The following is an 11,871-nucleotide window of genomic DNA, read 5'->3' on the forward strand; positions in this document are numbered from 1 at the left end:
CGTACGGTTCGATTTCCGGATACAGCCGTGTCACGTCCTCGTCCTCCCAGACCCCGCCAGAAATACAACAGCACTGTCACAATAGCCGGGGCGGGTGTCCGGGCGCGCGGGATTTACGAGCGGGCGGACGGCGGGACTCGCCGTCCCGGAAAATCTCCGTGAGCCGGGTGTCTGTTCCGGCTTCGGACATTCGTGGAGAAAGTGAGCGGCCGCCACGAGGGCGCCGCCACGAACCTCAGGGGATGAGATGTCGCACGCCCGCCGCATGTACGACCTGGTCGAGCCCATCGGTCTGGTGCCCTACTTCGCCGACGAGTCGGACGATGCCCTGATCGCGCTCGGCCTGCGCAACCCGTGGGACGCCTACTTCGCCGGCCGGGCCGCACCGTTCGGCCGGTCGGTGCCCGCCGAGGCGATCCACGCGATCTTCTACAACTTCGCCCCCGGCGAGGTGGCCCGCCACATCCCGAAGGTCTGGGAGCTGACCACGCCGGAGGCGGCGCTGGCCGCCCGCGAACGGGGATGCGTCGCGGGGATACGGCGGATCCTCGGCGAACTCGCCGACGCCCCCGAGGTCACCCGCGCGGGTGACCTCCTGCTCAAAGCGGCGACCAGCGCGCCCGTGGAGGGACGCGCCCTCTACGCCGCGCTCCGCACGCTTCCGATCCCGCAGGAACCCGTAGCCAGGCTGTGGCACGCCGCCACCCTCCTGCGTGAGCATCGGGGCGACGGCCACACCGTCGCATTGCTGGCCGAAGGTATCGGCGGCACCGAGTGCCACGTGCTTCACGCCCTGTCCGTCGACATCCCCGCGAACGAGTTCGGCCGGGTCGGCCATCTCCCCGCCGCCCGGCTGACCGCGGTCGTCGACGGCATGCGCGACCGCGGTCTCGTCGGGCCGGACGGCTGGCTCACCCCAGCCGGGCAGGCCACGAAGGAACGCGTCGAATCCATGACCGACCGGCTCGCGGAGGCGCCGTACAACGCCCTGAGCACCGACGAGCTAGAGCGCCTCGTCGCCGACCTCGAACCGATCTCGGCCGCCCTTCGAGCGGTCTTTCCGATGTGACGGCCTAGCCGGCTAGGGTGCTGGAGACGTGCTGAAGCGCGTCTGCCAGCTCCGCCGGGCCGGCGGGTCCGATGTGGACCACGGCGTCGTTGCCGCGGCCGGTGGTGTAGCTCAGGTACCGGCCCCAGTCGGTGTCGGCGAAATGCAGCGGATCCTCGCTGGCCACATGCCTGCCGACCTCGTCCCGCTTGCCGACGTAGAGCTCGCCGCTCCCCTCGACCGGCCGCTGCACGAGGCTGACGATGTCCGCGATCACCGGCGGCAGCGAATGCGTGTCCGGGCCGCGCCGGGCCGCTTCTTCGAGCTCGTACGCGCGGACCGTGCGCAGCCTGCCACCGCCCGCCGGGACGGGCGGCAGCTGCTCGATCAGCGTTTCGGGCAGCCGTCGCCGATCGATCTCCTGCAGCCCGACCCAGTCGCCGGAGGCCACCGCCAGGACCGCCTGCAGTCCCAGCGAGGCGGCGAGGACGCCGTAGGTCTGGCCTCCGGTGTTCACCCAGCCGTAGTACTCGATGGCCGGTTTCGTGAGCACCGGAAGCCAGTCCAGGAAGTCGACCGACGCGCGGCCGCTCGAATCCAGCAGCCCGGCCTGTGCCAGTGCCGCTTCCACTCGCTTGTCCGCCTCCGCGCGGGCCGTCCTCGACAGCCAGCGCGGTTCGGGACGCAGCGTGATGTGCAGGTCGCCGACGCGTTCGCGTTCGGCGAGCACCGCCAAGGCTTCGACCGGGACGTCCACCCGGCCTGTTCTCACGGTCATCCGCTACTCGCCGATGACCGGCGGGCTGGTCCGCTGGTCGGTGCCGAAGATCGCGTCCGGGTCGGCCTCGATCAGGTAGTCGGGACGCTGGTGCTCGTCGTCCTCGTCGCCATCGGCACGCCTGCCGCCGGCGCCCATCGGGCCCATCGCGCCGGCGCCACCGCGCCCGGCCGCTCCGCGACCGCCGGCCAGGTGATCGGCGCCGCCCAGGCCGCCGATACCGCCCATGCCGGATCCCCGGCCCGAGCCGAGACCGCCGGAACCGGGAGCGCCGGCCCTGCCACCGGTGCCGCCCTCGCCGCCGAGCAGCCTGCCCGCGGCGCTGTTGGACGGGGGCACGTTGCGACCGCCGGTGGTTCCCGGCGGATTCTGGCCGGGACCATTGGGGTTGTAGTTCTGGCCGGGGCCGTTCGGCAGGCCGATGACGTTGTCCGAGTCGCCGCCGGGACCACGTCCGGGGATCCGGCCCGGGATGTCGGTCGTCGGTCCCGGTTTGCCCTTGCCACCGCCGCTCGGGCGCGTGGTGTCGTCGCCCCCGGTACCCGGCGGCTTCCGCGTCGGCGTGGTGATGTTGGTGTCGGGCTTGTCCCTCGGGGGCACCGGACGGTCGTCGTTGGTCCCCGGTTTGGTCTGGTTCTGGTCGCCGCCCGGCTTGTTCTGGTTCGGGTTGGTGCCGTTGTCGTCCGTGCCGCTGGTGTCGGTGCCGTCGTTGTCGTCCCCGCTGCCGTTCCTGCCCGGCCTGACCGGGATGACCGGCGGCGGCTGGATCGGAGGCGGAGTGCCCGGGGTCTTGACGCTGACGTTCGCGCCGTCGTTCTTCAGCACGCCGTAGTCGGTCGGCAGGCTGGAGCTCGTGCTGCTGGTGACCGAGTCGTACTGGTCCATCACACGGACGTTGTTCTGGTTCGCCGCCTCGTGCTTCGCGACACCCTCTTGGTAGTTCTTGATGTCGTTGTTGACCATGAACGGCCCGGCGATCGGGATCGCGCCCTTCAGGCCGGTGGTCCAGGGGTTGGGCTTGTCCGGCTTCGGCGGCACGGGGACGACCGTCTGCCCGGAGTCGTCGAAGCTGTCGGCCTGCGTCGTCACCGAATCCCTGGTCTGGAACAGCGGCTCCGCGGTCTCCTTGAAGGCTTGTTCGAGCGGGCCCGCACCGGCGTTCGCCGCGTCGGCGGCGGAACCGGTCCAGGAGGAGGTCATCCGCGTCTGCAGGGACTTGATGGCCATGCCACGCTCGACGTAGGCGTCCGAGAGTTCGGCGATGCGATCGGCCGCCGAGCGCAGGTTGCGGGTGTCGCCCTGGGTGAAGTTCTCGAAGATCTGCTTGCCGTCCACTCTCATGCCCCCTTGAGTGTCTTGATCATGGCCGACGCGAGTTTCTGCGCGGTCCCGCACGAATTCTGTTCGTCGCCGTAGCCGGCGGCCAGGGTGTTGATCGTCAGGTCGTCCGCGACGCCCACCGCGAGATCGCAGTTGCCCCGCGCTCGCCTGTCCTGGATTCCGTAATAGACGGTCGGATAGCCGTCGACCTCGGGACCGGGCTCCAGGAACCTCAGCTGCCCGGACTCCTTGGCCTTGTACATCCCGGCGAGGCCACCCACGCCCTTTTCGCGGTTTCCGCTGCCGAGGATGATCTGCAGCGTCTCCCCTTTGCCCCTGATGAACCAACCGCAGCCCGGATTGCTCGACTCGGACCTGGGCTCGCCCGGATCGGTGAACCCCAGTTCCGCCGCCGCGGCGGCGGGAAGCAGCTTGCACGCGTCACCGACGTACGCCGAAGCGTCCAGCGGATTCGCCACCTTCGGGACGTTCGGATCCTCCGGGGCCGCCGACGAGTCCGACGACGGCGCCGATCCGCTGGTGGGCGACGGTGTCCCGGGGTTCTCCCCCGTGCAGCCCGCCACCGCGGCGGAAACGAGCATGAGCGCCGCCACCGCGGCACGTTTCCTCAACACGTTCGGCATCCTCAGGTCGTGCGCAGGGTGTTGGCCTGATCGGTGGCCATCGTCTTCGTCCGGGCGATCTCGAGCTTCGCGATGTAGCCCGTGATGTACTCCTTCATCGAGTCGTTCTGCTTCTGCAAGGCGAGCAGCGAATCGACGCCGGAATCGACATAGCTGGAGCTGGCCTCGTCCCGGCCCGGGGGCCTCAGATCGGCGAGGATGTCCTCGATCTTCATGCCGTCCTCGGAGACCTTCTTCAGCTCGTCCTGCCAGAGCCCGATGACGGTCTTCAGCTCCTCCGGGCTCATCTCGAACCCGCCGCCACCGCCGCCCCCACCGCCGTAAACGGTCGGTTCCTTCGGCGTGGTGAGGTCACCCCAGACGGCCTTGATCGCGCTCGCGGCATCGCCGATGATGTTCACACCCGCACCTTCCCCTCAGCACTCACACACGGTGATGGACAAAGAGTAGCCAAGCGGCGGACGGCGTGTCAGCCGATCCGGCCGAGTGGTCGGACGTGTCTCGGAGCCGTCCGGTTCCCGGTCCGGGTGGAGTCATCCCGCGAACTGGTCACAGTACGTACGTACGGATTGCATGAACCGGGTCCCCGGTGTCAGGATTCCAGGATGCCACGGGTCAGCCAGGATCACCTCGACGCACGCCGGCGCCAGATCCTCGACGGCTCGCGCGTGTGCTTCGCACGCCATGGCTACGAGGGCGCCACCGTCCGGCGGCTGGAAGAAGCCACCGGCCTGTCCCGCGGCGCGATCTTCCACCATTTCCGCGACAAGGAGTCGCTCTTCCTGGCGCTGGCCGAGGACGACGCGGTGCGCATGGCCGACATCGTCGCCGAGCAGGGTCTGGTCCAGGTGATGCGCGAGCTGCTGACGAACCGCAGCGAGCATCCCGCCGACTGGCTCGGCACGCGGCTGGAGGTCTCCCGGCGGCTGCGCACCGACCCCGAGTTCCGTGCCCGCTGGGCCGAGCGGTCCCATCAGCTGACCGCCGCGACCCGCCGCCGCCTGGAGCGTCAGCGCGAAGCCGGGATCCTGCGTGACGACGTCGACGTCGACATCCTGACCGCGTACCTCGAACTCGTCCTCGAAGGTCTCGTTTCGCACCTCGCGATGGGCCAGCCGGGTGATGATCTCGGCCCCGTTCTCGACCTGGTCGAGGAGAGCGTGCGGCGGCACCGGGCCCACGCGGCCGGGGGAACGCGTTAAGATTGTCCCATCGTCGCAGGACAGCGGCGGTGTCTGTTGGTTTCCGATCGAGGAGTGACTCTTTTCGTGCGCGACGCGCAGTCACCTGGTGACAGTATCGAGCCGGGTGGCACACCCGGCTGTTCCGCGGCTCTTCCCGCCGACCCAGACGGCAGGGAATGATGGAAATCCTGCTCGCCGTTCTCGGCATTCTTCTCTTCCTCCTGCTGACCGTCGGCACCGGCCTCGCCGTCGCCGCCGAGTTCTCCCTCACCGCGCTCGAGCGCAGCACGGTCGACGCGAACGTCCGCCAGGTCGGCGACAAGCGTGCGCATACCGTGCAGAAGGCGCATCGCACGCTCTCGTTCCAGCTCTCCGGCGCGCAGGTGGCGATCACCATCACCACCCTGGTCACCGGTTACCTCGCGGAACCGGTGATCGGTGACCTCCTGCACCCGCTGTTCACCGCCGTCGGGTTCTCCGAAGGCGTGGCGAACGGCGTGTCGCTGGCGGTCGCGCTGATCCTGGCCACGTCGCTGTCGATGATCCTCGGCGAAATGATGCCGAAGAACCTCGCGATCGCCAGGCCGCTGCAGACCGCGCGAGCCGTCGCGGGATACCACTCGCGGTTCTCTTCGCTGTTCCGCTGGCTTATCACCCTGATGAACAACAGCGCCAACTTCCTCGTCCGCAAGTTCGGCGTCGAACCGCAGGAGGAACTGCGGTCGGCCCGGTCGCCGCAGGAGCTCGGCTCGATCGTGCGGTCCAGCGCGGAAAGCGGCACGCTCGACACGTCGACGGCCGAGCTGCTGGACAAGTCGCTGCGCTTCGGCGAGCGGACGGCCGACGAGCTGATGACGCCCCGCGTCCAGCTCGAATCGCTGACCGTGGACGACACCATCTCCGACCTCATCGAGATCTCGCGCCGCACCGGTTTTTCCCGCTTCCCGGTCTACACCGAGGATCTCGACGACGTGCAGGGCGCGGTGCACATCAAGCAGGCGTTCACCGTCCCGGCCGCCCGGCGCGCCACGGTCCGGATCGGTTCGGTCATGCGGCCGATCCCGACGGTGCCCGAATCGCTGCCGGGCGACTCGCTGCTCAACCGGCTGCGCGATTCCCGGTTCCAGCTCGCGATCGTCGTCGACGAGTACGGCGGCACCGCGGGTCTGGTGACCCTGGAAGACGTCGTCGAAGAGATCATCGGCGACGTCCGCGACGAGCACGACGAGCGTGAAGAGCCGTCGTCCCAGCAGGTCGGCGCCGACAACTGGCTCGTGTCCGGGCAGCTTCGCGCCGACGAGGTCACCGACGAGACCGGGTTCCGGATGCCCGACGGCGACTACGAGACCATCGCCGGGCTGATCCTCGAACGGCTCGGCCGGATCCCCTCCCCCGGCGACGCCACCGATCTCGACGCCTGGCGGCTCACGGTGACCAAAATGGACCGTCTCCGCATCGCCGAGGTCGAAGTCCGCCGGGTCAGCGAAACCGCGACCTCCGCCGAGCAGGAGCCCGCCCGATGAGCGACTGGTTCAACATCTTCCTCGTCGTGATCCTGTTGCTGGCCAACGCGTTCTTCGTCGGCGCCGAGTTCGCGCTCATCTCGTCGCGGCGCGACCGGCTGGAAGCCTTGCTGGAGCAGGGAAAGACACGGGCCCGGATCGTCATCAACGCGAGCAGGAACGTCTCGCTGATGCTGGCGGGCGCACAGCTCGGCATCACCATCTGCTCACTGCTGCTGGGACGGCTGGGCGAGCCCGCCGTCGCGCACCAGCTGGCCGGATTCTTCGAGTTGCTCGGGATTCCCGAGGTCCTGCTGCACCCGATCTCGTTCGCGATCGCGCTGGCGTTCATCACCGTCCTGCACGTCCTCATCGGCGAGATGGTGCCGAAGAACCTCGCGATCGCCGAGCCGGAGCGGCTGGCGCTGTGGCTGGTCCCGGTGCACGTGGCCTGGGTGAAGCTCGCCAACCCGTTCATCTGGCTGCTGAACTTCGTGGCCAACTCGCTGCTGCGAGTGGTCAAGGTCGAGCCGAAGGACGAACTCGAAACGGCCTACACCTCCGACGAACTCGCCGAACTGCTCAGCGAATCCCGGCGCGAAGGGCTGCTGGAGCACTCCGAGCACCAGCGCCTGAGCAAGACGCTGTCCTCGGTGGAGAAGACGGTCGCGGACGTACTGGTCCCGACGGCTCAGCTCACCACGCTGCCCTGCTCGCCCACGCTGGGCGACGTCGAACGCGCGGTGTCCTCGACCGGGTTCTCCCGCTTCCCCGTGTGCACCGACGACGGGACGCTGACCGGCTACATCCACGTCAAGGACATCCTCGACCTCGTGGGCGAGGACCCGACCACCGTGGTGCCGCCGGACAAGACGCGGGCGCTCACCGAGCTGCACGCCGACTCCCGGCTGGACGTGGCGTTGTCCGCGATGCGCAAGGAAGGCAGTCACCTGGCGCGGGCGCTGAGCCCGGCGGGGGCGGCGGTCGGCGTCGTCGCGCTGGAGGACCTCGTCGAGGAATACGTGGGAACTGTCCGCGACGGTACCCACGTCATGTCATGACCGGCCCGATCGTCCTTCCCGAGCCCGTCTGGCGGGCCCGGGAAGACGAGCACGTCACCCGGATGCGGCGCTGGACGACTCCGCACCAGCGCCGCCGCTCGCGGGGCGAGAAGCATCCGGTGCTCGACTTCCTCTTCAGCTACTACTCGCACCGGCCAGGCCATCTCGAGCGCTGGCAACCAGGGCCGGGAGTCGTGCTCGAAGGCGCGTCCGCGCGCCGCTTCCTGGAGCGGAAGGGCTACCTGGAGACACCGGATGGCGTCACGCTCGATCCGGCGGGCTTCACCGAGGGCCGGGCCAAGACCGCCGAATTCGTTCTCAGGCTGCTTTCCGCGACCGCGTCCCGCTCGCCGAGACTCAGTTGTTTCGGGCTCCACGAATGGGCAATGGTTTACCGGGAATCGGCGAATGAGGTTCGTCACTCACAACTTCCGCTCCGGCTCGGTTCGGCCGGAACCGACGACGTCGTCGAGTCCCTGGAGATCCGATGCGGGCATTTCGACGCGTTTCGGTTCTTCACCGAGCCCGCCCGGCCGCTCAACACCCTGCGGCCGGCGCGGGAGGACCAGGTCGACTTCGAGCAGCCTGGCTGCCTGCACGCCAACATGGACCTGTTCAAATGGGCGTACAAACTCGATCCGTTCGTCCCCGCCGAGCTGGTCGGGGACTGCTTCGAGCTGGCCGCGGACATCCGGGAGCTGGACATGCGGGCCAGCCCGTACGATCTGGCGTCGTTCGGGTACTCGCCTGTGCGGATCGAGACCACGGAAGGCCGTGCCGAGTACGCCCGCGCGCAGGCCGGTTTCGCCCGCCGGGCCGCGCCGCTGCGTGAGCACCTGATAGCGCATTGCCAACGACTCCTGGCCGAGTTAAAGAAGGTCACCGCGACACGCGGAAAACAACTGTGAGTCGTCGCATTCCCCGTAACATCCTCCCCTGTTAGAGTGATAACGGTTTGATTGCATACGCAGCGCGAGCGCGCACGTTTCGAAAGGACAACGATGGGGCGACACAGCGTGGCCGAGGAGCCGGTGCCGCATCCCCTCGACCCGCCGAAGCGGCCTCAGGGCCGGGGTGAGGCGACCGGTTCGCACCGGATCGTCGGGAAGAAGGCCCCGCGGCGGCGGATCGCCAAATGGCCCATCGCCTGCCTGGTCCTCGTGGTCCTGGTCGCGATCGGCGTGTTCGGCTGGAACTGGGCGGACGGCGAGCTCAACACCCGCGCCGAAGCCCAGGCCAAGGCGTGCAGCGCCGGCGACACCCCGATGCGGGTCATCGTCACCCCCAGCATCGAGAAGCCGGTCCGTGCGGCGGCCGAGCGGTGGAACAACGCCGCCACCGTGGTGCGCGACCACTGCGTGGTCATCCAGATCGACGCGCTGTCCTCCGCCTCCGTGCTCGACGGCCTCGTCGGACGGACCAATCTCGACTCCATCGGCGGCCTTCCCGCCGCCTGGATCCCCGAGTCGTCCTACTGGGTGACAGAGCTCAACACCGCCAAACCCGAACTGGTCGGATCGCCCGCCCAGTCGGTCGCGACGGCGCGTTCGGCCGACTACCCGCTCGTCGGGCTCGCCGGCAAGAACATCGACGAGGTCCAGATGCGCGCCGCGCAGACGTTCCGCCAGTACCTGCAGCAGCCCGCCCAGCAGGCCGACTTCGCGGCCGCGGGCATCAAGGCCACCTGAGGCCCCGAACCACGGGAAAGGCCCCTTCGCCGCTCGGGAAGGGGCCTTTCCCGTACCTCGGGTCTCGTGAATGGCAACGACGGGCGTCTCAGGCACCTACTTGATCATGGCGGCCCGTTGGTCGCAGGTCCGTGAGGGCCTCCTTCCCTACCCTCAAGGTAGTGAAGGAGGCCCTCACGGACCGCACGATCGGCACCGAAGCCCCGGCAACACCACCAGTCCCAGCGACCACGGCGGTGGCGCGTGAAGGACTCCTTCTCTCGGCTCAGCCGAGGAAACTCGACTTCCCGAGTACATGAAGGCCCCCTTCATGTACTTCACTCGAGCAAGGGTGGCAGTGATCATCGCCGACATGGCGCCACCAGCAAGAGGCGAAGGGGCCCATCGCCTCGTCAGACGCAGCGAAAGCCCCCTTCGGCCCAGCTGACGAGCACGCCACCTTTGCCTTGTCTCTCAACGAGAACCGTCCACCCGCTCACGAGCCGAAGGTGTCCGGGTCCGGGCCGGTGCGTGTCCCGTCGTCGAACTCGGCGAGCGCCGCGAGATCGTCTTCGGCGAGTTCGAAATCGAAGACGTCGGAGTTCTCGCGGATCCGGGACGGGGTCACGGATTTCGGGATCGCGACCGTGCCGAGCTGCAGATGCCAGCGCAACACCAGCTGCGCCGGGCTCTTGCCGTACTTGGCGGCGAGGGCGGTCAGCGTCGCGTCCGAGAGCAGCGATCCCTGCGCGAGCGGGCTCCACGCCTCGGTGACGATGCCGTGCTCGGCGTGGAACTCCCGCAACGCCTTCTGCTGGAGCCGGGGATGCAGCTCGACCTGGTTGACCGCGGGCACGATCCCGGTCTCGTCGAACAGCCGCCGCAGATGCGGGACGTGGAAGTTCGACACCCCGATGGCCCGCGCTCGCCCGTCCGCGTAGAGCTTCTCCAGCGCCCGCCAGGTTTCGACGTACTTCCCGCGGGACGGCATCGGCCAGTGGATCAGGTACAGGTCGACGTGATCCAGCCCGAGCTCGGCGAGACTCGCGTCGAACGCCCGCAGCGCCTCGTCGTAGCCGTGGCCCGGATTGGGGAGCTTCGTGGTGATGAACAGATCGTCGCGGGGCACGTCCGATGAGCGGATCGCCTCGCCGACGCCGGCTTCGTTCCCGTACGACGCGGCGGTGTCGATGCTGCGGTACCCGGCCTCGATGGCGGTCCGGACGACCTTGGCCGTGTCGCCCGCAGGCACCTGCCAGACGCCGAAACCGAGCTGGGGGATGGCTACCTCGTTGTTCAGGACGACGGAAGGTACGGCCATGGAAGGGAAATCCTCACTGGGGTGTGCGGCAGGGCTTCTTGCCCCGCATCATTCCACCCCGCGCGCGGCATACGCGCGCAAATACTCCGCCGTGTCCGCGTCGGCCGGGAAGAAGGACTCGATCACCAGCTCGGCGACCGTGACGTCCAGCGGCGTCCCGAAGGTGGAGACCGTGCTGAAGAACGTGAGTTCGGCGTCCTCGTGCCGCAGCTTCAACGGGACGAAGATGTCACCCGGTCCGGGGACCTCCACCTCGGGGACGGGATCCTCGCACGGGTAGGTGAGCAGTTCCTCCAGCAGCTCGGTCAGCACCGGGTCGGCGGTCTGGATCACCTGACGCCGCAGCCTGCCGAGCAGATGGGCGCGCCACTCCCCCAGGTTCAGCACGTGCGGCGCCATCCCGTCCGGATGCAGGGTCACCCGCAGGACATTGACCGGCGGTGTCATCAAGGCGGGCGAGACCAGGTCGGTCATGAGCGAGATGCTCGCGTTGGCGTCGACCAGGTTCCACCAGCGGTCGACGACGGCGGCCGGGTACGGCTCATGACCGGTCATCAGCTGGCGAACGGCCTGACGGACGGCCGCCAGCTCCGGGGCGCCGAGACCGGTTTCGGCGTACGCGGGCGCGTAACCCGCGGCCAGCAGCAGCTGATTGCGTTCCCGCAAGGGCACCTCCAGGTGTTCGCCGAGCCGCAGCACCATCTCGCGGCTGGGTTTCGACCGGCCGGTTTCGACGAAGCTCAGATGCCGGGTGGAGATGTCCGCCGAGATGGCGAGGTCCAGCTGGCTGATCCGGCGGCGGTCTCGCCATTCACGGAGGAGCTCCCCGACGGGGCGGCCCGCGGTCACTGTGGTCGTCACGGTCACGAACCTACGGCTCCGGGTGCCGCGCCGCCATTACCTCCGGCGTAATCGACGGGCCCGCCTCCGGCCGACAGAGTTGCGGCATCGGTTACCCCACAAAGAAACGAGGAGACACCATGTCGGACATCCAGCGCGTCGCCGAGCAGTACATCGCCGTGTGGAACGAGACCGACGCGGACAAGCGCCGCGCGCTCATCGCCGAAGTGTTCACCGAGGACGCCGCCTACACCGACCCGCTCGGCGCGGTCACCGGCCACGACGGTGTCGACGGTTTCATCGCCGGCGCGCAGGCCCAGTTCGCGGGCCTGAAGTTCAGCCTGCCCGCGGTGCCCGACGCGCACCACGACATCGCCCGGTTCCAGTGGTACCTCGGCCCGGAAGGCGCGGAGGAACCGCTGGCGATCGGGTTCGACGTCATCACCGTCGAGGACGGGCGGATCAAGCAGGTGCTGGGCTTTCTCGACAAGATGCCCGGCTGACCG

13 protein-coding genes are annotated in these 11,871 nt (G+C 68.7%); 7 read left to right on the plus strand and 6 right to left on the minus strand.

Going from position 1 to position 11,871, the window contains the following annotated elements; all coding sequences use genetic code 11:
- The first annotated feature begins 247 nt into the window (after positions 1-247).
- On the plus strand, positions 248-1,069 hold the full coding sequence (locus MJQ72_RS09585; RefSeq protein ID WP_240598756.1) for an SCO6745 family protein: 822 nt from the start codon (positions 248-250) through the stop codon (positions 1,067-1,069).
- Positions 1,070-1,073: 4 nt separating this feature from the next.
- Here MJQ72_RS09585 and MJQ72_RS09590 read toward each other — a convergent pair whose 3' ends face one another.
- The 4 genes from MJQ72_RS09590 to MJQ72_RS09605 are packed head-to-tail and all read right to left on the minus strand — an operon-like array spanning position 1,074 to position 4,191.
- The gene (locus MJQ72_RS09590; RefSeq protein WP_240601287.1) at positions 1,074-1,805 is read right to left on the minus strand and encodes an ESX secretion-associated protein EspG; all 732 of its coding nucleotides are present in this window, start codon (positions 1,803-1,805) and stop codon (positions 1,074-1,076) included.
- Positions 1,806-1,829: 24 nt separating this feature from the next.
- Positions 1,830-3,167: a hypothetical protein gene (locus MJQ72_RS09595; RefSeq protein ID WP_240598757.1), complete on the minus strand. Its 1,338-nt coding sequence runs from the start codon at positions 3,165-3,167 to the stop codon at positions 1,830-1,832.
- Entirely contained in the window at positions 3,164-3,790 is a 627-nt protein-coding gene (locus MJQ72_RS09600) for a DUF3558 domain-containing protein (protein WP_240598758.1), read from the minus strand. Before MJQ72_RS09600 ends, MJQ72_RS09595 begins: the two co-directional genes overlap by 4 nt.
- A 2-nt stretch (positions 3,791-3,792) precedes the next feature.
- Positions 3,793-4,191 carry a hypothetical protein gene (locus tag MJQ72_RS09605; protein ID WP_240598759.1) on the minus strand — a complete coding sequence of 133 codons (399 nt, stop codon included), beginning with the start codon at positions 4,189-4,191 and terminating at the stop codon, positions 3,793-3,795.
- A 204-nt stretch (positions 4,192-4,395) separates the two neighbouring features.
- Between MJQ72_RS09605 and MJQ72_RS09610 the strand changes: the two genes are divergently transcribed.
- The 5 genes from MJQ72_RS09610 to MJQ72_RS09630 all read left to right on the plus strand — a co-directional run bounded on the left by MJQ72_RS09610 (position 4,396) and on the right by MJQ72_RS09630 (position 9,225).
- Entirely contained in the window at positions 4,396-4,992 is a 597-nt protein-coding gene (locus MJQ72_RS09610; protein ID WP_016334088.1) for a TetR/AcrR family transcriptional regulator, read from the plus strand.
- Positions 4,993-5,150: 158 nt separating this feature from the next.
- On the plus strand, positions 5,151-6,497 hold the full coding sequence (locus tag MJQ72_RS09615; protein WP_240598760.1) for a hemolysin family protein: 1,347 nt from the start codon (positions 5,151-5,153) through the stop codon (positions 6,495-6,497).
- Positions 6,494-7,537, plus strand: a complete 1,044-nt coding sequence (locus MJQ72_RS09620) for a hemolysin family protein (protein ID WP_240598761.1) — start codon at positions 6,494-6,496, stop codon at positions 7,535-7,537. The genes MJQ72_RS09615 and MJQ72_RS09620 overlap by 4 nt, the downstream gene beginning before the upstream one ends.
- Complete coding sequence (locus MJQ72_RS09625) at positions 7,534-8,445, plus strand: 3-methyladenine DNA glycosylase (RefSeq protein ID WP_240598762.1); 912 nt, start codon at positions 7,534-7,536, stop codon at positions 8,443-8,445. The genes MJQ72_RS09620 and MJQ72_RS09625 overlap by 4 nt, the downstream gene beginning before the upstream one ends.
- Before the next feature lie 93 nt (positions 8,446-8,538).
- Positions 8,539-9,225 (plus strand): hypothetical protein, encoded by a 687-nt coding sequence (locus MJQ72_RS09630; RefSeq protein WP_240598763.1) that lies wholly within the window; start codon positions 8,539-8,541, stop codon positions 9,223-9,225.
- A gap of 475 nt (positions 9,226-9,700) precedes the next feature.
- Here the strand turns inward: MJQ72_RS09630 and MJQ72_RS09635 are convergent, their stop codons facing one another.
- Positions 9,701-10,525 carry an aldo/keto reductase gene (locus MJQ72_RS09635; protein ID WP_240598764.1) on the minus strand — a complete coding sequence of 275 codons (825 nt, stop codon included), beginning with the start codon at positions 10,523-10,525 and terminating at the stop codon, positions 9,701-9,703.
- A gap of 48 nt (positions 10,526-10,573) precedes the next feature.
- The gene (locus MJQ72_RS09640; RefSeq protein ID WP_240598765.1) at positions 10,574-11,392 is read right to left on the minus strand and encodes a helix-turn-helix domain-containing protein; all 819 of its coding nucleotides are present in this window, start codon (positions 11,390-11,392) and stop codon (positions 10,574-10,576) included.
- A gap of 113 nt (positions 11,393-11,505) precedes the next feature.
- Between MJQ72_RS09640 and MJQ72_RS09645 the strand changes: the two genes are divergently transcribed.
- Positions 11,506-11,868 (plus strand): nuclear transport factor 2 family protein, encoded by a 363-nt coding sequence (locus MJQ72_RS09645; protein WP_240598766.1) that lies wholly within the window; start codon positions 11,506-11,508, stop codon positions 11,866-11,868.
- Positions 11,869-11,871 lie beyond the last annotated feature (3 nt).

The organism is Amycolatopsis sp. EV170708-02-1, assembly GCF_022479115.1.
Lineage (GTDB): Bacteria > Actinomycetota > Actinomycetes > Mycobacteriales > Pseudonocardiaceae > Amycolatopsis.

Excerpts from the sequence above, each read along its gene's own strand:
- MJQ72_RS09625 (WP_240598762.1), top strand. The coding sequence starts at position 7,534 with ATGACCGGCCCGATCGTCCTTCCCGAGCCCGTCTGGCGGGCCCGGGAA.
- MJQ72_RS09615 (WP_240598760.1), top strand. The coding sequence starts at position 5,151 with ATGATGGAAATCCTGCTCGCCGTTCTCGGCATTCTTCTCTTCCTCCTG.
- MJQ72_RS09645 (WP_240598766.1), top strand. The coding sequence starts at position 11,506 with ATGTCGGACATCCAGCGCGTCGCCGAGCAGTACATCGCCGTGTGGAAC.
- MJQ72_RS09595 (WP_240598757.1), bottom strand. The coding sequence starts at position 3,167 with ATGAGAGTGGACGGCAAGCAGATCTTCGAGAACTTCACCCAGGGCGAC.
- MJQ72_RS09630 (WP_240598763.1), top strand. The coding sequence starts at position 8,539 with ATGGGGCGACACAGCGTGGCCGAGGAGCCGGTGCCGCATCCCCTCGAC.
- MJQ72_RS09620 (WP_240598761.1), top strand. The coding sequence starts at position 6,494 with ATGAGCGACTGGTTCAACATCTTCCTCGTCGTGATCCTGTTGCTGGCC.
- MJQ72_RS09635 (WP_240598764.1), bottom strand. The coding sequence starts at position 10,525 with ATGGCCGTACCTTCCGTCGTCCTGAACAACGAGGTAGCCATCCCCCAG.
- MJQ72_RS09600 (WP_240598758.1), bottom strand. The coding sequence starts at position 3,790 with ATGCCGAACGTGTTGAGGAAACGTGCCGCGGTGGCGGCGCTCATGCTC.
- MJQ72_RS09585 (WP_240598756.1), top strand. The coding sequence starts at position 248 with ATGTCGCACGCCCGCCGCATGTACGACCTGGTCGAGCCCATCGGTCTG.
- MJQ72_RS09610 (WP_016334088.1), top strand. The coding sequence starts at position 4,396 with ATGCCACGGGTCAGCCAGGATCACCTCGACGCACGCCGGCGCCAGATC.